The organism is Paraburkholderia caffeinilytica (genome assembly GCF_046030355.1).
GTDB lineage: Bacteria > Pseudomonadota > Gammaproteobacteria > Burkholderiales > Burkholderiaceae > Paraburkholderia > Paraburkholderia caffeinilytica_B.
Genome location: NZ_JAQQCQ010000007.1, coordinates 162,156 through 182,307 on the forward strand (window position 1 = coordinate 162,156; position 20,152 = coordinate 182,307).

Consider the following 20,152-nt stretch of genomic DNA (forward strand, 5'->3'; position numbering starts at 1 on the left):
GCATCTATTCCCGCTCCCCCGCAACGTCGTGCGGCCTCGCCGACTCGCTGTCGTTGAAGAGCGCTCCGATCGTCCGGCGCGCGCGAGACAGCCGGCTCATAACGGTGCCCACCGGTATCTCGAGCGCTTCGGCTGCTTCCTGATAACTGAAGCCTTCCACGCTGACCAGCAACAAGACCACGCGCTGAGTTTCGGGTAGCCGCTCCACCGCCGCGATGATCTGGTCAGCCAGCGCGCCCGTTTCTGATGCCGAAGCGGGATCGGCGATCGTCTCCGGGAATGCTTCGTTCCATTCGGCATGCAGGCGGCTGCGTTGTTGACGCTGCTTCAGATCGTTTATCCATGTCGAATGTACGATCGAAAACATCCAGCTCAATGGAGAACTATCGATGCGCAACTGATGGGCTCGCTCCAGGCCCCGCACACATGCTCTTTGCACCAGTTCTTCCGCGTCATAGCGATTCCGTGAAATCCGGAATGCGAACGACCAGAGCCGTGGGAGCATGTCGGGAAGCAGGATTGAGAGATCGGTTTGCTTCATTGCCCTGTATAAAGCTGATAAGAAACGCCGCCTCTGCACTATGTATGCCGCCGAGCCTGTCTAAATACTTCCGGTTGATTGGAAGCAGTCGTCAACTGGCCACGCGGTCCAACGCGCTGCAGAAAATTGCTTGAGGAAAAACCCTTACTCTATAGCGTGACGCATCGAACTTATTGTCTAAGCGACACGCGTTTCTTGTCTGGAACGCGCATTTGCGGCTCGAACAGCGAAGCCATACTACGTTCGTGTCGCCATTGCCGCTGCTAAGAGAGCCAAAGTCGAGGTATTGGAACGTCTCGAAGTATCTGCTTTATGTCACCGAAGCTGATTTCTGCAACGTTGTGTAGCACCATCGGCAGTGGATACATTGCGAAAAGAGATAGAAGAGTTGATCGAAATTTTTTGTATCCGAGGTGCGGCCAGATACATTACGACACACTTCGAAGCGCGAAATACGCTATAACGCATCCAGTGTCGCCACGCGACGCGAAGACAGTGCATTGCTCGCCAGTGAGGCTGAGTTATCCCCGGCCGCTCAAAAAAGGCGCGTTTTGGACAAGCGAGCGGTCTATCCCAGGCAATCGCCTGAAGAACACACTCAATACACTGATAAGTCGCTGGTTCCCGCATTGGAGGGAATCAGGTAATGGATCCCGAACGCATGTCACGTGTGCCGTAGCGGCATCTCATCGAATCCATTCCTTCGCTGTTAAGACTACTTATCGGAAAGACAATGCAAGAACATTCAGCAGCACTTTCGTCTAACGTCCGTACGCGTTTCTTCATCGATGGAGAATGGGTGGCGAGCCACTCGCAACAGCGCCACGTGCTGATCTCCCCAGCGACCGAAGACCCGTTCATGGAGATTCCACTCGCCGACCCGGTCGATGTGGAACGTGCGATCGCGGCGGCCCGCCGCGCGTTCGATCATGGCCCGTGGCCGAAAATGTCGGGTGAGGAGCGAGGCGTTTATCTGAAGCGTCTAACGGAAGAGGTCCGCCAGCGCCTTCCGCTATTGACGCAATTGTGGACGGACCAGGTGGGTGCGCCGTCGGCATTTGCCACGAGCTTGATTCCGGTCGGCATCACGCGTTTCGAGTTCTTCTCGTCGCTGCTCGATACCTACGAATTCGAAGACTCGAGGCCGACACTGCGCGGACACGTGCGCGTGCGCCGGGAGCCGGTCGGCGTGGCCGCATTGATTGTGCCGTGGAATGCGACCTTTCCCATCGTGTCGCAGAAAATGGCTGCTGCACTGGCAGCGGGCTGCACGGTGGTCGTCAAGTCGCCGCAGGAGAGCCCGCTCGATGCGTTGATCATTGCCGAATGCGCGGCGGCTGCAGGCCTTCCGGCGGGCGTACTGAATGTAATCACCGCCGGGCGCGACGAGGGCGCGCAACTGGTGCAATCGCCGGATGTCGACAAGATCAGCTTCACCGGTAGCGTGCCAACGGGACAATGGATAGCGCGTGCCGCAGCTGACCGGGTTGCACGCGTCACGCTCGAACTCGGCGGCAAATCGGCTGCGATTCTGCTCGACGATGTGGATCTTCCTTCCGCATTCGCCGCGCTTGTACCCTTCACGATGCCGTTTTCCGGGCAAATATGCTTCTCGCAAACACGCATTCTCGCGCCGCGTGCCCGGTACGACGAAGTCGTTGATACCTATGCGCAAATCATTTCGAAACTGAAAGTGGGCGATCCGGCGCATGCCGATACGAAAGTAGGACCGGTATTGAGCGACTCTCAACGCAAACGTGTGCGCACTTATATCGAGCGTGGAATCGGCGAAGGGGCGAAGCTGGTAACAGGCGGCACCGGCAATGCGGGTTTCGATAGAGGCTACTTTGTCGAGCCGACCGTCTTCAGCAATGTGACGCAGGAGATGACCATCGCACGCGAAGAAATCTTTGGGCCGGTCGTGTCCATTCTCGCGTACGACACAGTGAACGACGCCATCCGCATCGCGAACGATACCCCGTATGGTTTGAGCGGTTCAGTGTACGGCCAGGATCTGGAGCGAGCCTACGAAGTGGCATGCCGCGTTCGCACTGGCAACATCGGTATCAATGGCGTCGAGTTAGCCGCCAATGCGCCGTTCGGCGGCTTCAAGCAATCCGGACTCGGCCGTGAAGGCGGTCGTGAGGGACTCGAAGCCTACCTCGAAACCAAGGCAGTTTTTATGCCGACGCCGGTGGCTTAGAAGTTATCCCGGCCCACGAGAACGCACGACGCGTTTTCGTGGGCCGGGTCGGCTCTGAGCCCGTCCGTCGCCGATACACGGGACGTTTTAATGCACTTCAGCCCGCACGAGATCACTTTCGATAGCAGTCAGAGCGCGGCCGAGCGTTGGGCCGACATCATGCGTAATACGCACGGTCTGACATGTTCTTTCGATACACGACAGTCTCTCGATTCTTCCGTCAAAAGCTGGAAACTGGGCGATGTAGGTGTTTCCCTTGCGAATCTCGCCGTGCAGACACTCTCGCCTGTCGGCGAGGAAATTCCTTCATGGCAGGGTGACTGGTTATTCGTCAAGCTTGTCACGGAGGGGCATGTCCATGTGCGTTGGCGTGAGCAGGGTCAGCGTTTCGACTCGGGCAGTATCTTTGTTATCGACCCGGCCTATCCGTTCGTGGAAATATTCCCGGAGCGCGCGGAAATGACGGTGCTACGTATTCCGAAAGCCACGCTGCGGGACCGCGGCGTACATTTCTCGGCGGTGGGGCCATTGGCTTGTGACACGCTTTCACCCGACATTCGTGCGACGAGCGAGTTGATCAAGTGCATCGCCAGTCAGTCCACCACGCCTAGTCAGATTGCACAAAATATAATGGGTGAACATTTACTCGAACTCGTTCAGGTTGCCGTAATAGATCCTGCCGCGCGTTCCAGGAGGCGTAGTTCTGAAGCGCTGACCTATCAGGCAAGGCGCTACATTGACGATCATCTGGGCGACGCGGATCTGGATATCGCGCGAATTGCCGGCGCCGTGCATGTATCGGCACAACATCTGCAACGCCTGTTTCGCGCAAGGGGAACTTCTTTGATGCGCTACGTGTGGCAGGCGCGGCTCGAGCGCGCTGCGCACTTGCTGCGGGTCAATGGTTCTCGTGGCTGTTCGATTCAGGAAATTGCCTGGCAATGCGGCTTTACGACTGCTGCTCATTTCAGCCGCCTGTTCCGGCGGCGTTATGGCGAGTCGCCTTCGGATTACCGATATTCGAGTACACAGAACCAATGTGAATAAGCGAAACCGCCCGCGTCGTGCGATGTGGGCAGCATTTAAAAATGTCTTATTTCAACTGGCGAACGCCGGGCCGATTTTTGATAACTGGCCGATAAGTTCTTCTGCATTACTTTCGGAAATACGCCTGCCGATTGCGCTGAGGTCGGTGTCGCCGGGCGTGGCGATTAGCGCGTAACTGAGCTTCGCATGCCGCCAGGTGACAACATCCATGCTGTCCACCTGTTGCTGCGTGAGCGCGGAGTCCGCTTTTTCGTCCTTCATCACGCAAAGTGCCACCGGCAAGCCTTTTTCAGGCAGATATACGATCTGCACCAGCGGCCGGTTGTTGAACCGCAGACGCTGTATGCGCTTGAAAGTCAAACCGGCCGAACGGAGGTCGGGCACGTGAATCGGCAGTCCGTCGTCGTGGCGAATATGATCGACAATATGCGCCGCGGTAGCCATATTGGAAGAATCGAACTCGACCGTGTCGCGGGTGTAAAGCCGCTGATAATTGGCCGCCGCCATGACCCACGGCGATGTGCCCGCTCCCGCCGCCATTTTAGCGGTTGGTTGCGCAACACCGCCTCGCGCGGCGCCGGGTGCGAAGCGCAGCACGGCGCCGCAGCAGAATGCACCCGCGATGAAAGCCACTGCGAGCCACGGCATGGCGGTGCGCAAGGTCGAGCGTACCGGCGCGGATGGCCCCGCGTGAGCCTCGGGCTGCGAGTCGGGCGCGTCCGTGCGATGCTTGCCGCCGATCGGCGCTGAGTCCGTCGGCACGACGCACATTTGCGCGAGTTCCGCTATCTTGCGCGTCAGGCTTTCCGGAACCGGCGGCAAGGCCTGTTGCTGGAATGCGCGCCGGTACGGCAGCACCGACGCTTCGAGTAACGCCACGCGTTCGGCGATATCGGCCGAGGTGCGAATCGCTTTCTCGACTTCCTCGCATTCGTGCGGCGTTAGTTCGCCGTCCACATACGCCATGAGCAGGATGTTGTCCATTTTCATGCCCCTTGGTCCTTACTATTCGCCGCGCTTCTTAAGCGTTTTTCTTTTGGGTCGCTGAACAGAGCGCCAATAGCCTGGCGAGCGCGCGAAAGCCGGCTCATGATCGTGCCGACCGGCACGCCGAGCGCTTCGGCCGCTTCGTTATAGCTAAGGCCCTCCACTCCCACCAACAGCATAACCACGCGCTGGGCTTCGGGCAACCGTTGCACCGCGCTGACGATCTGGCCGTCCATGACGTGTTGTTCCGGCGTGCGCGCGACTGGGTCTGCGACCGTTTCGAGAAATTCGTCGTCCCAATCCATGCCCGAGCGGCTGCGGACGCTGCGGGCGCGCAGTTCGTTGATCCACGTGGATTGCACGATGGAGAACATCCAACTGAGCGGCGCTGTGCCGGGTTGCAATTGATGCGCGCGTTCGAGCGCACGCAGGCAGGCGCGCTGCACGAGATCTTCCGCGTCGTGCTGATCTCCCGAGATACGCAGTGCAAACGCCCAGAGACGCGGCAGCAGCGGCGGGAGCATGGCGGACAGATCGGCGGCGGTCATCGGCACTGGTCCCTGCCCGACGCGGCACCGCCGGCTTGGGCCGGCTCGGGGAACCGGTGCTTTTTTATATGGCAGGAGCACCGCTGTCGGGTTGATTCGTGCGCCAGGGTCCGCGTCTGACTCGAATGTCGGGGTTCACGGACCGATTGCGCTATCTGACGAGTATCCATAGATTCAGACTCAATTGGGCAGGGAATCCATCAGCAGGTAAACAAGCTGATCAAAGAAATATTCCATCAGGCTCGCGGCGGAAAGCGAAATGCCATGCGCTACTTTCCTAAGCTTGTTCCGGTTTCATCCAGGAATGAGCGATGAATGGATAGATAAACAAGAAAAATTGGGCCAGGTTGAGTCCGCGGGGCGTGAGCATCGTGGCCTGATGCCCGCCGACGCGGTAGGCGAGGCCGTAGCCCACTCCGGACAGCGTCGCCAGTAGAACTAGCGCCGTGCCGCCCTGGTAGTGCGCGAGACCGCATAGAACAACTGTAACGATAAGCCCGAACCAGCGAGCATGCGGGCTGTCTTTATCAGGGCCGCCATGTCTGCCTGAATATTAGCCGGGGAAACGCTTCTTCAACGAATGCGACCAGCAGGAAATACGGCCATGGCAGCTTCCGGAAATTTTTAAAGGCTATAGATCGAATCGCACCACGTCGGGTCGCGTTTTCAGGCCGGTTGGTAGGTCCTGAAAACGGTTGTGCGATGGTAGCCGACTCGCTGATAAACCGGAAACCCCGCGTCGGTGGCGTGCAACGTGGTCCGCGTGATTCCCGTCGCATGGTATGCGGCGTTGAGCGCATAGCGCACCGTAGCCTCGCCGAATCCTTTGCGTTGAGCGTCCGGCCGCGTCGCGACGAGCGCGAGATAGATCTGGCCGTCGTTGAGGATCGCCGCAGCGGTCGACACCGGCTCGCCATTCTGATAACCGATGTACGCGAACGCGACTTTTTTCCAGAACGTCGATCCGGCAAGCCCCGCGCGCCCCGCTTCGAGCGGGAAACCATATCCTTCGCTATTGATGTCGGCGTACGCTTGCAAGGCCGATTCGCTGTCGACCCGCGCAAAGTCCAGCACCGAATGGGGTATGCCCGCCTCGAGCGGCAGAATATCGCCGGCCATGCCCGTGATGTTCAACGCAAAAGTCAGATTCTCACTCGCGGCGATTGCGTCGAGATGTTCTCGTGCCGCACCGCTCAAAAGATCTTCGCAGACGTACACGAGGCCGCTGTGTCGCTTTGCTAGCATATGAGTGTGTGACATTCTCAGGCGAACGCGCAGCAGATCCCGATCCGAAATGGTCTCATTGAGAAAGAGCGCATTCCAGAACGGGAACGGGCTGTCCGCCCAACAAACGGAAAGTCCAGCTCTATCGCGCAGATCGGCGCCTTTGCGATCGCCGGCGAGTACCTTCCACATTGACACGTACTGGTCGTTGGATTCGAGAATTTCTGATCTTTTCATGATTATCGGATGGTGTGCGGAGACGCGATGCGCGGCGAACCTGGCGAGTACCGAAATGGCGTAGTGCGAGTACTCGTGAACTCTACTGTTTCAGAACAGCTGCGCGCCGGTTTTATTCCAACGATAAACGCCTGCTTGCCACGAAAAAATTTATCGTTGGATTTCGCCGTTGAAAACGCGGGAAGCATGCGGAAAAATTAATGCAGCTCTGAGATCGCAGGCATCGCTTCGGTGTCGGATGGCGCCGGTCGCAGTAGCGGCACCATCAACGTAATGCCGACGGCGACCACGAAGAGCATGAGATACGAGGCAGAGTAGCCAGCCGTACGGTCCCGCAGAAAGCCGAAACTTAATGGCCCGAGCGCCGCAACCAGATAGCCGATGAAGAGCATGAACACGCTCCATGCATTGGTCTCGGCGGGCGTATGCGTGTTGTCGAGCGGCAAGGTCATTGCCAATGTGAAGCACATACCCTGGCCAATTGCGATCAGTACGATGCACGACACAGGATAAGCCGTCGGTGCGAAAGCGAGCCCACCAATACCTGCGGCCGTGATGGCCGAGGCGAGACCGAGCCAGCCGCGCCGGTCGCTGGAGCGCCCGGCTTTCATGCCCATACCCAGGCTGCTCAACGCGAATACGCAAGTGAAGAGGCCGAGCACGAGGCCGGGTGAAAGCGCGTCTATTTGCATTTCCGAACTCGACGACGCGAGCCATGCGAAGCATGCATAGACGATGAACTGACTCGCGCCGAAGTAGATCGCAACCCGCCACGCCCCGAATTTTTTCCACGGAAGTCCAACCGCCGGGGCAGGTTGCGTGACCTGTTGCCGCTCGCGTTCGCCAGTACTTGCTTTCAGGAATTGCTGGGCCAGCTTTCGCCAGCTCAGGATCGCGGTGATGCACAGTACGCTCCACAATGCGACGGCTACGCGCCACCCCCCCAAGCTCTGCGCGATGTAGCCCGACGAACTCGCAGCGACTGTTGCGCCCACGCTGAGCCCCGCGCTATAGATGCCCATGAACATCGATGCGTCGCTAGCGAAGTGCTTCTTGACCCAACCACCGATCAACGAGCCGGAAATGGCGATACCAATTCCTGTGAATACGGTGCAAACGAGCAGCACGCTTGCCGAACCGGCCAACGCACGAGCGATCATCGCAACGCAAAGCAGAGCTAGCGCGGCGACCACAGCGTTGTCGGTGCCTAATCTGCGTGCGACGCCCGGAGCGACGAGCGCGAACACACCCATGCAGATATCGGGAATCGCCGTGAGCAACGAGGCTTGCGTATAGCTCAAACTAAAGCTCTTCTGAATCGAATCGAGTACCGGCCCGATCGAAACGATCGGCGGCCGCAGCGCCACCGAAAGTATCAGAAGGGCGATGGCCGCAGCCGCTTTCTTTGTATCCATGGATTGAGGCATGACGGTTCCTGACGTGGTGGCACTTGCTGTCTGCGCTAGCTTGAAAACGGCATGGCGACCGCGTGTGCGATATGAATCGATCCCTAGCCGGTCGTCTTCGGTTGTTTAGAGAAACCGAAGCCGGGCAGCGATATGTTTGATGTCCTGGCGCAGTGAGATGCCGGCCCGCCGATCGCGGCGCGCCGGAATGTTCATTAACAAAGCGCTCTACAGCCGAACTTGTTGAAAAAAAACGGTGTGAGGCGGGAGTCAGGTATCAGCGAAAATCAGATGACCGTGATGATGACGTCGATATTGCCGCGCGTTGCCTTCGAGTACGGACACGTTTGATGTGCCGCATCCACAAGCGCCTGCGCGACTTCGGCCTCGACGCCCGGCACGCTGACGTTCAGACGGGCCCGCAGAAAATACGCGCCGTCGTTCACGGCCAGATCGATTTCCGCGTCGACGGCGGTGTCGCGTGGTAGTGCAACTTGCAGCGTCTGTGCGGCGAGACCCATTGCGCCGATGAAGCACGCGGACCAGCCGGCCGCGAGCATCTGTTCAGGATTGGTGCCGGGTGCGGACGAACCGGGCGAGGATAACTTGACGTCCAGTTGACCGTCGGAGCTGCGTGCGGCGCCGGCGCGGCCGCCGGTTACATGGGTCTTACCGGTGTACAGCACTTTATCTGCCTGGGTCATGATTAGTATCCCGCTTGAATAGTGTAGAGGTGCTGGTAAGCGATGCGCGCTCAATGATGCGCATACGGCGCGATCGATGCGTCGGACACGACGCGTGAGCCCGATTGCGAAGACACATCGCGCACGCCGCCGTACGATTGCGCGGCGGAGTCCGTGCCGGCCATTAAGTCGGCCTGTTCGGCGCGCAAGGTCAGTGCGCTTTGGCCGCGTTGCGATGCAGGCGCGCCGATCTGTGGGTTGTAGTGAGGCGCGGGACCGTAGCCGCTGCTGGCAAATGCGGGAGCGGCGATTGCGGCGCAGGCGGAGAGCAGGGCGGCGATAGCGAGACGCTTGATCATAGTGAAACCTCTAACAGGTGAATGAGCGGCAAATGTTTTTGCAACTTCAACCGAGCGTCGACTTAGCCACCCTGGTAGAGTTTGCTGAGTGCCGCGATCTGACCGTCTTTCTCCGCGCGCACCAGTTCCTGACGAACCTCAGCACGCGTCTTCGTTTTCGGTGTCGTTTGAACCGGCGACCATTGATGCATTTGCTGGGCGTCGTAGCTGCTGGCGTTCGTATCGCTGGAATTGGCTACTGGATTGACTGCATAAGCGGAGAGTGCTGTCGCCGATGCGGCGATAGCGGCAAAAGCCACTGCGATGATCGAAACTTTCATGTCGTGCTCCTGAAACAAATCAAATGGGAAAGATCCGTACGGATATCTGGAGGGCTGCTGTGGACAGAGAGGTCCGCTGCGTGCCTCAATCAGTTTCCGTCGTTGGATGCATTAGAACCAGGTGAGGTATCTGGCTTGTGTCGCGAGAGCGGGCTATTGCAAGGCTGTGTATCAGTTCGAACTTCATACACATTGGGAAACAAATCTTTCAGTGCGCTGTCTGGACCGCTTCGACGACACGAAGAAGTAGCGCTCAAACGCAACTAAAAGCAGTCGGCACGTGACACCGATTTTCAATCGCTCAGGTATGTATCCGCAGCGATTGCACGCCGCGCAGATTATTGCGGCGATGCCAATTTAACTGGTCTAGATTCTCGGGTTGCATCCGCGGAAAGCGGGCGAGAAGATCGAGTAACGCCACTTCCATTTCGAGCATCGCCAGCCGCGCGCCCAGGCAATAGTGAATGCCGCCGCCAAATGCCAGTGAAGGTACGTTCGAGCCGCGGTCGAAGTGGAGTTCATCGGGATGCGAGAACACTGCGGGATCGCGATTCGCCGCGCCGGTCAGCATGAAGACGATCGTGCCGGGGTTCAGCGTCATGTCCTGAATCGCCACTTCCTCGAGTGCGGTGCGTACAACCATCTGCACCGAGCCGTCGAAGCGCATGCACTCCGCAACCGCCATCCTGATCGCTGCCGGCTCGCGCCTAAGAGCCTCGAGGCGAGCTGGCTGCCGAAGCAGGGCGACCATAGCATTGCCGATCATGTTCGACGTGGTTTCATGGCCCGCGATGAACAGCAGTATGACGTTCGAGACGATTTCTTCGTCGCTCAAGGTCGCGCCGTCGTCCTCGACGTTCACCAGGGAGGACACAATATCGTCGCCGGGCTGCGCGCGTCGCTGCTCGATTACGGTGCGGAAATAGCATTCGAGCGTGAGCGCAGCTTCGTTCGCCCCTGCAAGCGCGGTTTCGTCGAGCGGTGCGAGATCGAATGCGGAAACCAGACGACTTGCCGCAACGCCGAGGTCAGTGCCATGCGCGGACGGAATATCGAGCAGGTGGCACATGATCTCGACTGGCAGCGGCATCGCATACTCGCTCACCAGATCAAATTGCGCCGCCGCACCGATGCGGTCGAGAAGATCGCGGCTCGTGGCTTCGACAATCTCTCGCTGTTTCTCAATTTGCTTCGCGTTGAAGGCTTTCATCAACAGCGTTCGCAGCTTCGTATGAGCAGGCGGATTCATCATCAGAGAGGTACGGCTCAGTGCCTGAAATACGGGCTGTTCAGCCGCCCCCTCGCCATAGCGCGCACGCACGCTTTGCAGATAGGTTTTGCCCATGCGCCGGTCGCGCAGCAGAGCGTCGACAATTTCGAAGCGGCCCGTGACGAGTGCGTTGGTGCCGACGGGCAGCAACGGACCGGCTTCTCGCAGCTTTTTATACATCGGATAGGGATCAGTAAAGAAAGCGGGAGACGAGAAGGTCGCGAAATTCATTGTGCGAGTTGTTCCAGTAAGTCGATGGGCGAGCGGCTACGCGGTTGCCACCGGATAACAGGCGGTACGCCCGTTTTATTCCACTCGTGGCCGCCTATTTTGCCCACCGAGATTCCTGAATTGCGCGCTAGCGCTTTGTATCTCAATGTATCTACACGGCACAGCGTTACATAACATTGCACTGGCACAAAACGCGGACACACACCGGATACTTCCAGAGCGTCTAATACCCACATGCAGGCCAAGCGTGGCCCATGCTGAACCAGCGACGCAAGCGGGCGTTTGCGTCGAAAGACATTCTCTTGAGGTGGATATCATGCAAGTCATTAAGTCGCTCATCATTGCCGCTTCGGTCGCCGCGGCCGCTGTATTGCCCGCGGTCTCGTTCGCGCAATCCAACCAGCCACTGACCCGCGCGGACGTTCGCGCGCAATTGGTCGAATTGCAGAAAGTCGGCTACAACCCCGCTAGCGACCAGACTCAGTATCCGAGAAACATCGAAGCCGCCGAGGCGCGCCTCAACGCGCAGAAGGGAGCGCTGGCATCGTCGTATGGATCGCCGAGTGCCGGAAGTTCGGCTTCCGGTTCGCCGCGTTCGTCGGAATCGGACATTGTCGGCCTCGGTCCGATCTACGCCAAGCCGTAACGTAGCGCACCGCTCACGCAATCTGACCGCCTGTACTCATTCGACCATTGTCCCGCCCGCACGCTATCGATGGCATGTGGCCTCGCCAACGGTCTTTAAGCGAGTGCAAGCCAGTGCTATCAAGCTCTCGTACATTGAAGGAAATAGCCATGTCTGAACAGATCAATACCCGGCGGCGTCGCCTACTCGGCACGACGATTGCGGGCATCAGCCTGATGGAACTGGGCTTGGGCGGCCTCGCGCATGCACAGTCCAACGGCGCGAAGGCGGGAACGGGCGCGACGTCGTTCGAGAATCTGCGGCAGATCGACGCCGGCACGCTGAATATCGGGTACGCGGAAGCAGGGCCGAAGAACGGGCCACCTGTAATCCTGCTGCACGGCTGGCCGTACGACATCTATAGCTATGTCGAAGTAGCGCCCTTGCTGGCCGCCGCCGGCTACCGCGTCATCGTGCCGTACCTGAGAGGCTACGGTTCCACACGGATTATTTCGGCGGATACGCCGCGCAACGGCCAGCAGGCAGTCATCGCGGTGGACATCATCAATCTGATGGACGCGCTGAAAATCGAGAAGGCCATCTTTGGCGGCTTCGATTGGGGCGCACGCACCGTGAACATCATCGCCGCCTTGTGGCCGGAACGTTGCAAGGCGATGGTATCGGTGAGTGGCTATCTGATCGGCAGCCAGGCGGCCAACAAGGCGCCATTGCCGCCGAAGGCGGAACTGGCTTGGTGGTATCAGTTCTACTTCGCGACCGAGCGCGGATACGCCGGCTACGACGCGAACCGCCATGACTTCAATAAGCTGATCTGGCACACAGCGTCGCCGAAATGGAATTTCGACGATGCGACCTACGAGCGCTCGGCCGCCTCGTTCAACAACCCGGACCATGTCGCGATAGTGATTCACAACTACCGCTGGCGTCTCGGCATCGTGTCGGGCGAAGCGAAATATGACGATCTGGAGAAGCGTCTGGCGTTGGGGCCGACCATCTCCGTACCGACCATTACGATGGAAGGCGACGCCAACGGCGCGCCGCATCCGGAGCCTGCGGCCTACGCGAAGAAATTCACAGGCAAGTATCAGCACAGGAACATCGATGGCGGCATCGGGCACAACCTGCCGCAGGAAGCGCCGAAAGCCTTCGCCGATGCCGTCGTCGACGTCGCACGCTTCTGATTGGTCAACTGGAGACAGGCACATGCAAAGAATGCGCATTACACATTTAGCGCTAAATGCGGCGCTTCTGCTCGGCGCGGTGGCGGATCACGCGCTGGCGGAGCCCGCGAAGTCGGCGCCGTCACCGATTTACGGCGTCACGATTCCCGAGGGCTACCGCAAATGGCAGATGATCGCCCCGGCCGAAGAAGCCGCGCCGCTCGACGAATTGCGTGTCGTGCTCGGTAATCCTGCTGCGATCAAGGCAATCGAAAAGTCGACGCTGCCGTACCCTGATGGGACCATCCTGGTGAAGCTCGCGTACAAGCGCACGCAGTCGCCCGAGTTCGCCACGGCGACGATTCCCGGGGCACCCACTACCGTACAGGTGATGGTCAAGGACTCGCGCCGCTATGCGTCGACGGGTGGCTGGGGCTTCGGGCGTTTCGTGAACGGCCAGCCGGTCGACGCGGTGCAGCATCAGACCTGTTTCGCCTGTCACGCAGCCAAGGTGAAGGATCGTGATTACGTATTCACGCGGTTTGCGCCGTAACTGACGCAAACCATTGGTTCACAGGAGCGGGCTGCAGCGATATACAAGAAATCGCAGTGGCCCGTTCGAACGTTACGGTATCGGTCTAGCACGATGGATTCCCGGTATCTGGCTTATGTCGGCCGAACGGCGTTGATGCAACTTTTTGTGTCTGACAGCGGCGCGGATACATTGCGACACATATGCTCGTTCAGCTCGTGCTATAAAGCAGCCATCACCTCTTCAACGAGACTTTCATGACTGACGACGTTCTTCACGGCTCCTGCCACTGCGGGGCCGTCAAATTCGAAGTACGCGCGCCCGTCACACCCGCGACGCGCTGCAATTGCAGCTTGTGCCGCCGCAAGGGCGCATTGATGACGCCACCGTTTGCAGCGAATCAATTGACGATCGTACAGGGCGAGGATGCACTTGCGCTTTATCATTTCAACACGCGCGTGGCGAAGCACTTCTTCTGCAAGCACTGCGGCATTTACCCGTTTCATCAAACGCGCAAAGACGCGCAGTTGTGGCGCGTCAATATCGGCTGCATCGAGGGCATCGATCCGTATGCTCTCGATGCGGGTCTGTCCGACGGCGCAAGCCTTTCGGTCGTGGAGGACGCATGAAACGCCTTTTCGCGATCCTTGCCTTCATGGCGGGAGGTCTGACTGCGGAGTTGGCGCATCCGGTGCAGTGTTCGTTGATTACCGCGAACCTTGTGCAGGTCAAACGTCAAAAGAGATGATGCAGCGATGGATACGATCGACCACGTTCTGATCGTCGACGATGACCGCGGCATTCGCGAACTGATCGGCGGCTATCTGGAAAAGAGCGGTATGCGTGTTTCGCTTGCTGCCAACGGCCGCCAGATGCACGCTGTGCTGGAACACGGCGTGCCGGACCTCATCGTGCTTGATCTGATGATGCCCGGCGAAGACGGCCTCGTGCTGTGCCGCGAATTGCGTGCCAGCCGGTTTCGCTCGGTGCCGGTGCTGATGCTGACCGCGAAAAACGAGGAAGCCGACCGCATTCTCGGCCTGGAAATGGGTGCCGACGATTACCTGCCCAAGCCCTTCGCGGTGCGCGAGTTGCTCGCACGGATCCGCGCGGTGCTGCGCCGTGCGCGCATGCTGCCGCCCGGCATGCAGGTAAGCGAGGCGGCGCAGATGCTCGAATTTGGCGACTGGCGGCTCGACACCACCGCGCGACATCTGCTCGATCTGGAAGGCACGATGGTCGCGCTCAGCGGGGCGGAATATCGCCTGCTGCGCGTGTTTCTGGATCACCCGCAACGCGTGCTCACACGCGACCAGTTGCTTAACCTGACGCAAGGCCGTCAGGCCGACCAGTTCGACCGCTCGATCGATCTGATGGTCAGCCGTCTGCGTCAGCGGCTGCGCGATGTGGCGCGTGAACCGCGCTACATCAAGACACTGCGCAGCGAAGGCTATGTGTTTTCGTCGGCGGTGAATGTGATCGGGGAATCGCAATGAATGCGCGCGCATGGCTGCACTGGCCGCGCACGTTGTTCGCGCGGCTGACGGTCATCCTGTTCATCGGTCTGGCTTCGGCGCAGGCGCTCTCGTTCTGGCTCACCATGACGGAACGCGACCAGACTATGACTAATGTGATGACGGGTTATATCGAGCGTGAAGTGGTCAGTTCGGTGGCGCTCCTCAATCATCTTCCGGCCAGCGAGCGTGCGCAATGGCTGCCACGTCTCGCGCGGCGCAGTTACAATTTCATCCTCGGGCCGGGCATTGCCGGCGGACCGCTCGACGCACAACTGTCGGCGCGGGTGGCTCATTCCATCTCCGAAGGCATAGGCACGAGTTATCCACTCACAGTGAACGCCGTGCCGGGCGATCGCGAGCGTTTCCAGGTACATCTCAAGCTCTCCGACGGCAGCCCGCTGACGATCGATCTGCAACCCATGTCGAGTGCGCCGTTGTCGCGCTGGCTGCCGCTTGGATTGGTGCTGCAATTGGTCGCGCTGCTCGCGTGTTGTTGGCTCGCGGTGCGGCTCGCCACGCGTCCGCTACACGAACTGGCCGCTGCCGCCGACGGGCTCGGCCCCGACCTGAAAGCAGCTCGTCTGCCGGAAGACGGCCCGTCGGAAGTGGCGCGCGCGGCGCGTGCATTCAACTCGATGCAGGACCGGATTTCAATGTACATGACTGAGCGCATGCAGATTCTCGCGGCGATATCGCATGATCTGCAAACGCCGATAACCCGCATGCGTTTGCGAGTGGACGTGATGGACGACGAAGCGGAAGGCGTCAAGCTGCGCCAGGATCTTCAGGAAATGGAAGCACTCGTGAAAGAAGGGGTGACCTACGCGCGCACGCTACACGGCACGACCGAGGTACCTTGCCGCATCGATCCTGACGCGCTGTTCGATAGCCTGGTTTGCGATTACGTCGACGCAGGTCAGGACGTGTCCCTGCAAGGGCGCTTCGACACGCCGCTGACCACCCGTCCGCAAGCGTTGCGCCGGATCGTCGGTAATCTCGTCGACAACGCGCTGAAGTTCAGCGGTATCGCGGAGATCAATGTGACGGCGCAGTCCGATGGGCAGGCGACCATCACGGTGCGGGATCGTGGACCGGGTATTCCAGAGGAGTCACTGGAGGCCGTATTCCAACCGTTCTTCCGACTCGAAGCGTCGCGTAACCGCAATACCGGCGGTACGGGTCTCGGTCTCGCCATCGCGCGCCAACTCGCCCTCGCGATGGACGCGACGCTCTCGCTTCACAACCGCATTGGCGGCGGACTGGAAGCGAGGTTGATCCTGAAAACGCCGCGTTAGCGATTTACCGGCCGCAGCCTAGAGCGACAAGCCACCGTCGATAGTCACGCTCGCGCCGGTCATGTACGCTGCTTCACCGTTGGCGAGGAACGACACGAGCGCGGCGATCTCATCCACGTCGCCGGCACGGTGGAGGGGAATGAGCGGCACGATCTGTTCGAGATGAGCGGAAGTCATGTCCGTGACGATCGGACCTGGTTGCACGTTGTTGATGGTGATCTTGCGCGGCGCGAGATCGACCGCGACTCCTTTAACCATGGTCGCCACTGCGGCTTTGGTCAGCGAGTAGACGCTCGAACCCGGAAAGCCGCTGCGAACCGCTACATTGCTGCCGATCGTGACAATGCGGCCGCCTTCGCGCATGCGCCGTGCCGCAGCCTGAATCGCGAAGAACACGCCGCGTACGTTCACCGCGATCATGCGGTCGAAGTCGGCCGGCGAGACTTCCGAAACATCGCCCAACATAAGAATCCCGGCGTTGATGACGGCGATATCCAGATGGCCGAACTGCTCCGAGGTTTGCTCGACAGCCGCTTCGATTTCGTCGATATTCGCGCTGTCGGCTTTGATGGCGATTGCCGTTCCGCCGGCAGCTTCGATCGCGGCAGCGCCCTCGGCGGCCTGGCTCGCCGACGATGCATAAGTGAACGCGATCGCCGCGCCGTCTTTCGCGAGGCGCCGTACGATGGCGCTGCCGATACCCCGGGAGCCGCCAAACACGATCGCGGATTTCTTCGAGCCTGCGTCAGTCTGATTCATTCCAATACCTTCAAAAAAACGGTTGATCAGAACGAAGGCCGCAGCGCACCATGCTCTTTGAGAGAGCCGGAAGACCGCGCTACAAACGCATGACCAGCCGCTCCACCGTGAATTTCGCGAGGCGTCGCAGCGCGGCCGGCGTCATGCCTCCACGTGCATTCAACTGAATGCTTTGCATGGTGCTGCCGATGAACAGGGCCACGTCTTCCGCATTCATCTGCGGATCGATCTCGCCGTTGCGTTGCGCCTCCTCGATACGAGCCAGCAGGTGCTGCTTCAGCCGCTTCGCACCCACGGCCCGAATTGCGACCACGTCGGCGTCATCCGCGCCGAACTCGGCGGCGCTGTTGACACCCATGCAGCCGTTTCCGCGATCGACGACGTCGGCCGGTATCACGCCTAACAGCAGCGCCTTGATGCCGGCCAGCGCGGACGCGCCGCGCGTGAGCCGTTCGATGTGGGCGGTGATGCTGTGCTGCTGATAACGGTCCAACGCTTCGAGGTAGAGCTTGCGCTTGTCGCCGAACGCGTTGTAAAGGCTCTGCCGGCCGATTTCCATCGCCGCGAGCAGCTCTTCGGTGGACGTTGCCGAGTAACCCTTGGACCAGAACACGCGCATGGCGCGATCCAGAGCTTCGTCCCGATCGAATTCACGTGGTCTCACCATATATCCAGCCTACTAGTTGTGGACAGATCAGTCAATAAAATAAAGTTAAGCACGTCTCATAGCTAACCGTTGCCAGCTTGGCCGCCCTTGCGTCTTCGCGCCGCGGCCGTTTGCGTCTGCGCTTTCGCGCGGGCAAACATTGGCATGCGCTCCTCGATCCACTTCAGCAGTTCGAGCGGTCCGGCGGCAAGCGGTCGGTCTGCTTTGACCAGCACTCTGGCCTGGGCGCTTTCGAACAGCGGATGCGCGACCGGAACCGTGGTCAATTCGTCGGTGACGAGTTCACGGTACGCGGCGAATTCTCCGATCAGCGTCATGAAATGCTCCGCTGTTACGAAGCGCTTGAGAGCGCTCAACGAGTTCGTGGTCAGGGTGGGGTGGATCGTCACGTTTTCGGCCAGTTGCGCCATCGACACCACATGACCGATGCCGAACGTGGACGGCATGAGCGCGAGGGGATATGCCCGCAGATCGTCGAGACTCGCCGGACCGCCCCGTTTGACCAAAGGATGGTCCTTTCTCAGCAACAACACAACGGGTTGTGCGGAACTGGCCCGATACGCAATGCGCGCGTGAGGCGGCGGATTATAAGCGAGGCCGATATGAGCGCGATTTTCGGCGATTTCGTCGAGCAACGCATCCACGGCCAGCATAGTCATGCTGATTTCCAGGCCGGGATACCGGCTGCAGAATGGCGCCAGCACATCGTCGACGAAGGTATCGACAAAACCTTCGCTGACGGCCAGCTGGATCTGCCCTGTCTGAAGACCTTTCAGCGCATGCAACTGGTCTTCGAGCTTCTCCTGCTGCGACCGGTAGCCTCGCCAGAATTCGAGCAGATGCATGGCGGCTTCGGTTGGTCTGACGCCGCGCGCCTGACGCTCGAACAACACCGCGCCGAGTTCGTCTTCGAGCAATTTGATCTGCCGCGTGATGACCGATGGCGACGTGTTGATATTTTCCGCAGCGCCGCGGATGGTGCCGTGACTGAGCACTTCGTGGAAATACCGCAGGCGTTGCTGATTGATCTCTCGCATTTCATCGCTCCGACCGCCGGAATTCGCGCCGTATCTGGGTTGTCCGAGTGTTGCTCATGAGACAACGATACGTGAACTTAGTTGCTCTTGCTAGACGGATTTTGCCCTGCCACCATCGATTCAACCCTGCGACGGGTCCAGTGAGGCAACCGGAGAGAATCATGTCAGCAATCCTTCCATCGACCGCCGGCGATTCCGCCGCAGCACTCTACAGCAAGCTGAACTGGCGGCTCCTGCCGTTTCTGGTGGCCTGCTACATGTTCGCGTACCTGGACCGCGTCAACGTCGGCTTCGCCAAATTACAGATGCAGACGGACCTGGGTTTCTCCGATGCCGCATACGGCGTGGGCGCGGGCATCTTCTTCATCGGCTACGTGTTGTTCGAGTTGCCGAGCAATCTGATGTTGCCGAAGATCGGCGCACGCAAGACGTTCAGCCGCATCCTCGTGCTGTGGGGCGTTACTTCGGCGTGCATGCTGTTCGTTCACAGCGTGCCGGCGTTCTATGCGATGCGCTTCCTGCTCGGCGTATTCGAGGCAGGTTTTGCTCCGGGCATGATCTATTACCTGTCGTGCTGGTACGGACCGGCGCGCATGGCGCGCGCCATTGCGCTGGTATTCGTGGCGGGACCGCTCGGCGGAATCGTCGGCGGTCCGGTTTCGGCGTGGCTGATGACGAGCCTTGCGGGCGTCGGCGGCCTCGCGGGCTGGCAATGGATGTTTCTCGTCGAAGGCCTGCCGTGCATCGTGCTCGGCCTGCTGACCTTGCGCGTGCTGTCCGATCGGCCCGCCGACGCGAGTTGGCTCAACGGCCACGAAAAAGCCTTGCTCGATAACGAGACCGCGCCGACCCAGCATCGCGCGGATTCGTTCAAGGCGGTGCTGAAGAGCCCACGAGTGTATGTGCTCGCGCTTGCTTACTTCAGCGTGATTTTCCCGATCTACGCGATCAGCTTCTGGCTGCCCACCCTGCTCAGGGAGCAGGGCGTGCAAGACACGATTCGCCTCGGCTGGTACACGGCGATTCCCTATGTGGCGGCGGCTGTCTGCATGTATCTCGCGGGCCGCAGCTCCGACCGGCTCGGCGAGCGCCGGTATCACTGCGCGATTCCCGCGCTGGGTGCGGCGGCGTGCCTGGTCGCCACGATTTTCGCGGATGGCAGTCTGCCGCTCACGCTTCTCGCGTTGACCTTGGGAACCGCGTGCCTGTGGATGACCTACACGGTTTTCTGGGCCATTCCGTCGCAGCTTGTGGAGGGAACCGCGGCGGCTGGTGGTATTGCGCTCATCAATACCGTCGGTTTGTCCGGCGGATTCTGGGGCCCGGCGGTAGTCGGCTGGACCCGGGCGGGCACCGGCAGCATGCATGCGGGGCTTTTCATCATGGCTTGCGCCGCTACGCTGGCCGCCATTCTGATCCTGAAAGGCAAGTTGACATTGAAGCAGGCATAGCGGGCTTCAGGCGGCTATCCGAAATATTTTTA

General features: G+C 59.7%; 22 protein-coding genes. 10 read left to right on the forward strand and 12 right to left on the reverse strand.

The features are described 5' to 3' along the window. Nucleotides 1–4: 4 nt before the first annotated feature. Entirely contained in the window at nt 5–541 is a 537-nt protein-coding gene (locus tag PQQ95_RS13565; RefSeq protein WP_408437886.1) for an RNA polymerase sigma factor, read from the reverse strand. Nucleotides 542–1,274: 733 nt separating this feature from the next. Between PQQ95_RS13565 and PQQ95_RS13570 the strand changes: the two genes are divergently transcribed. Then, on the forward strand, nt 1,275–2,744 hold the full coding sequence (locus PQQ95_RS13570) for an aldehyde dehydrogenase family protein (protein ID WP_408437887.1): 1,470 nt from the start codon (nt 1,275–1,277) through the stop codon (nt 2,742–2,744). 90 nt (nt 2,745–2,834) lie between these two features. Then, nucleotides 2,835–3,791, forward strand: a complete 957-nt coding sequence (locus PQQ95_RS13575) for a helix-turn-helix domain-containing protein (RefSeq protein ID WP_408437888.1) — start codon at nt 2,835–2,837, stop codon at nt 3,789–3,791. Nucleotides 3,792–3,842: 51 nt separating this feature from the next. Here the strand turns inward: PQQ95_RS13575 and PQQ95_RS13580 are convergent, their stop codons facing one another. From PQQ95_RS13580 to PQQ95_RS13615, 8 genes are all read right to left on the reverse strand, one after another. Then, on the reverse strand, nt 3,843–4,781 hold the full coding sequence (locus PQQ95_RS13580; RefSeq protein ID WP_408437889.1) for an anti-sigma factor: 939 nt from the start codon (nt 4,779–4,781) through the stop codon (nt 3,843–3,845). After that, complete coding sequence (locus PQQ95_RS13585) at nt 4,778–5,326, reverse strand: RNA polymerase sigma factor (protein WP_408437890.1); 549 nt, start codon at nt 5,324–5,326, stop codon at nt 4,778–4,780. The genes PQQ95_RS13580 and PQQ95_RS13585 overlap by 4 nt, the downstream gene beginning before the upstream one ends. A 666-nt stretch (nt 5,327–5,992) precedes the next feature. After that, nucleotides 5,993–6,787, reverse strand: a complete 795-nt coding sequence (locus PQQ95_RS13590) for a GNAT family N-acetyltransferase (protein WP_408437891.1) — start codon at nt 6,785–6,787, stop codon at nt 5,993–5,995. 197 nt (nt 6,788–6,984) lie between these two features. Then, nucleotides 6,985–8,214 carry an MFS transporter gene (locus tag PQQ95_RS13595; RefSeq protein WP_408437892.1) on the reverse strand — a complete coding sequence of 410 codons (1,230 nt, stop codon included), beginning with the start codon at nt 8,212–8,214 and terminating at the stop codon, nt 6,985–6,987. Nucleotides 8,215–8,480: 266 nt separating this feature from the next. Beyond that, nucleotides 8,481–8,897 (reverse strand): organic hydroperoxide resistance protein, encoded by a 417-nt coding sequence (locus PQQ95_RS13600; protein WP_408437893.1) that lies wholly within the window; start codon nt 8,895–8,897, stop codon nt 8,481–8,483. Between the two features lie 50 nt (nt 8,898–8,947). After that, nucleotides 8,948–9,235: a hypothetical protein gene (locus PQQ95_RS13605; protein ID WP_408437894.1), complete on the reverse strand. Its 288-nt coding sequence runs from the start codon at nt 9,233–9,235 to the stop codon at nt 8,948–8,950. Nucleotides 9,236–9,297: 62 nt separating this feature from the next. Continuing rightward, nucleotides 9,298–9,555 (reverse strand): DUF4148 domain-containing protein, encoded by a 258-nt coding sequence (locus tag PQQ95_RS13610; RefSeq protein WP_408437895.1) that lies wholly within the window; start codon nt 9,553–9,555, stop codon nt 9,298–9,300. A gap of 301 nt (nt 9,556–9,856) precedes the next feature. Then, nucleotides 9,857–11,056, reverse strand: coding sequence for a cytochrome P450 (locus tag PQQ95_RS13615; protein WP_408437896.1), 1,200 nt, complete (start codon nt 11,054–11,056; stop codon nt 9,857–9,859). 316 nt (nt 11,057–11,372) lie between these two features. On the opposite strand from PQQ95_RS13615, the gene PQQ95_RS13620 reads away from it, so the two are divergent. The 7 genes from PQQ95_RS13620 to PQQ95_RS13650 all read left to right on the forward strand — a co-directional run bounded on the left by PQQ95_RS13620 (nt 11,373) and on the right by PQQ95_RS13650 (nt 16,206). Beyond that, entirely contained in the window at nt 11,373–11,702 is a 330-nt protein-coding gene (locus PQQ95_RS13620; protein WP_408437897.1) for a DUF4148 domain-containing protein, read from the forward strand. Between the two features lie 149 nt (nt 11,703–11,851). Beyond that, a complete protein-coding gene (locus PQQ95_RS13625) occupies nt 11,852–12,883 on the forward strand; it encodes an alpha/beta fold hydrolase (protein ID WP_408437898.1) in 1,032 nt (343 codons plus the stop codon). Between the two features lie 22 nt (nt 12,884–12,905). Further along, nucleotides 12,906–13,415 carry a cytochrome P460 family protein gene (locus PQQ95_RS13630; RefSeq protein ID WP_408437899.1) on the forward strand — a complete coding sequence of 170 codons (510 nt, stop codon included), beginning with the start codon at nt 12,906–12,908 and terminating at the stop codon, nt 13,413–13,415. A 236-nt stretch (nt 13,416–13,651) separates the two neighbouring features. Next, a complete protein-coding gene (locus PQQ95_RS13635) occupies nt 13,652–14,023 on the forward strand; it encodes a GFA family protein (RefSeq protein WP_408437900.1) in 372 nt (123 codons plus the stop codon). After that, nucleotides 14,020–14,142, forward strand: coding sequence for a hypothetical protein (locus tag PQQ95_RS13640; protein WP_408437901.1), 123 nt, complete (start codon nt 14,020–14,022; stop codon nt 14,140–14,142). The genes PQQ95_RS13635 and PQQ95_RS13640 overlap by 4 nt, the downstream gene beginning before the upstream one ends. A 7-nt stretch (nt 14,143–14,149) precedes the next feature. After that, nucleotides 14,150–14,890: a response regulator gene (locus PQQ95_RS13645; RefSeq protein ID WP_408437902.1), complete on the forward strand. Its 741-nt coding sequence runs from the start codon at nt 14,150–14,152 to the stop codon at nt 14,888–14,890. Then, complete coding sequence (locus PQQ95_RS13650) at nt 14,887–16,206, forward strand: ATP-binding protein (protein ID WP_408437903.1); 1,320 nt, start codon at nt 14,887–14,889, stop codon at nt 16,204–16,206. Before PQQ95_RS13645 ends, PQQ95_RS13650 begins: the two co-directional genes overlap by 4 nt. An 18-nt stretch (nt 16,207–16,224) precedes the next feature. Here PQQ95_RS13650 and PQQ95_RS13655 read toward each other — a convergent pair whose 3' ends face one another. From PQQ95_RS13655 to PQQ95_RS13665, 3 genes are all read right to left on the reverse strand, one after another. Then, nucleotides 16,225–16,965 (reverse strand): SDR family oxidoreductase, encoded by a 741-nt coding sequence (locus PQQ95_RS13655; protein WP_408437904.1) that lies wholly within the window; start codon nt 16,963–16,965, stop codon nt 16,225–16,227. 79 nt (nt 16,966–17,044) lie between these two features. Next, complete coding sequence (locus tag PQQ95_RS13660) at nt 17,045–17,632, reverse strand: TetR/AcrR family transcriptional regulator (protein ID WP_408437905.1); 588 nt, start codon at nt 17,630–17,632, stop codon at nt 17,045–17,047. Nucleotides 17,633–17,694: 62 nt separating this feature from the next. Beyond that, nucleotides 17,695–18,669: a LysR family transcriptional regulator gene (locus PQQ95_RS13665; protein ID WP_408437906.1), complete on the reverse strand. Its 975-nt coding sequence runs from the start codon at nt 18,667–18,669 to the stop codon at nt 17,695–17,697. 161 nt (nt 18,670–18,830) lie between these two features. Here PQQ95_RS13665 and PQQ95_RS13670 point away from each other — a divergent pair, with 161 nt between their 5' ends. Continuing rightward, on the forward strand, nt 18,831–20,120 hold the full coding sequence (locus tag PQQ95_RS13670; protein WP_408437907.1) for an MFS transporter: 1,290 nt from the start codon (nt 18,831–18,833) through the stop codon (nt 20,118–20,120). Nucleotides 20,121–20,152: the final 32 nt, after the last annotated feature.

Coding starts and splice junctions, on each gene's coding strand:
- PQQ95_RS13565 (WP_408437886.1), bottom strand. CDS start 541: ATGAAGCAAACCGATCTCTCAATCCTGCTTCCCGACATGCTCCCACGG.
- PQQ95_RS13570 (WP_408437887.1), top strand. CDS start 1,275: ATGCAAGAACATTCAGCAGCACTTTCGTCTAACGTCCGTACGCGTTTC.
- PQQ95_RS13575 (WP_408437888.1), top strand. CDS start 2,835: ATGCACTTCAGCCCGCACGAGATCACTTTCGATAGCAGTCAGAGCGCG.
- PQQ95_RS13580 (WP_408437889.1), bottom strand. CDS start 4,781: ATGAAAATGGACAACATCCTGCTCATGGCGTATGTGGACGGCGAACTA.
- PQQ95_RS13585 (WP_408437890.1), bottom strand. CDS start 5,326: ATGACCGCCGCCGATCTGTCCGCCATGCTCCCGCCGCTGCTGCCGCGT.
- PQQ95_RS13590 (WP_408437891.1), bottom strand. CDS start 6,787: ATGAAAAGATCAGAAATTCTCGAATCCAACGACCAGTACGTGTCAATG.
- PQQ95_RS13595 (WP_408437892.1), bottom strand. CDS start 8,214: ATGCCTCAATCCATGGATACAAAGAAAGCGGCTGCGGCCATCGCCCTT.
- PQQ95_RS13600 (WP_408437893.1), bottom strand. CDS start 8,897: ATGACCCAGGCAGATAAAGTGCTGTACACCGGTAAGACCCATGTAACC.
- PQQ95_RS13605 (WP_408437894.1), bottom strand. CDS start 9,235: ATGATCAAGCGTCTCGCTATCGCCGCCCTGCTCTCCGCCTGCGCCGCA.
- PQQ95_RS13610 (WP_408437895.1), bottom strand. CDS start 9,555: ATGAAAGTTTCGATCATCGCAGTGGCTTTTGCCGCTATCGCCGCATCG.
- PQQ95_RS13615 (WP_408437896.1), bottom strand. CDS start 11,056: ATGAATTTCGCGACCTTCTCGTCTCCCGCTTTCTTTACTGATCCCTAT.
- PQQ95_RS13620 (WP_408437897.1), top strand. CDS start 11,373: ATGCAAGTCATTAAGTCGCTCATCATTGCCGCTTCGGTCGCCGCGGCC.
- PQQ95_RS13625 (WP_408437898.1), top strand. CDS start 11,852: ATGTCTGAACAGATCAATACCCGGCGGCGTCGCCTACTCGGCACGACG.
- PQQ95_RS13630 (WP_408437899.1), top strand. CDS start 12,906: ATGCAAAGAATGCGCATTACACATTTAGCGCTAAATGCGGCGCTTCTG.
- PQQ95_RS13635 (WP_408437900.1), top strand. CDS start 13,652: ATGACTGACGACGTTCTTCACGGCTCCTGCCACTGCGGGGCCGTCAAA.
- PQQ95_RS13640 (WP_408437901.1), top strand. CDS start 14,020: ATGAAACGCCTTTTCGCGATCCTTGCCTTCATGGCGGGAGGTCTGACT.
- PQQ95_RS13645 (WP_408437902.1), top strand. CDS start 14,150: ATGGATACGATCGACCACGTTCTGATCGTCGACGATGACCGCGGCATT.
- PQQ95_RS13650 (WP_408437903.1), top strand. CDS start 14,887: ATGAATGCGCGCGCATGGCTGCACTGGCCGCGCACGTTGTTCGCGCGG.
- PQQ95_RS13655 (WP_408437904.1), bottom strand. CDS start 16,965: ATGAATCAGACTGACGCAGGCTCGAAGAAATCCGCGATCGTGTTTGGC.
- PQQ95_RS13660 (WP_408437905.1), bottom strand. CDS start 17,632: ATGGTGAGACCACGTGAATTCGATCGGGACGAAGCTCTGGATCGCGCC.
- PQQ95_RS13665 (WP_408437906.1), bottom strand. CDS start 18,669: ATGCGAGAGATCAATCAGCAACGCCTGCGGTATTTCCACGAAGTGCTC.
- PQQ95_RS13670 (WP_408437907.1), top strand. CDS start 18,831: ATGTCAGCAATCCTTCCATCGACCGCCGGCGATTCCGCCGCAGCACTC.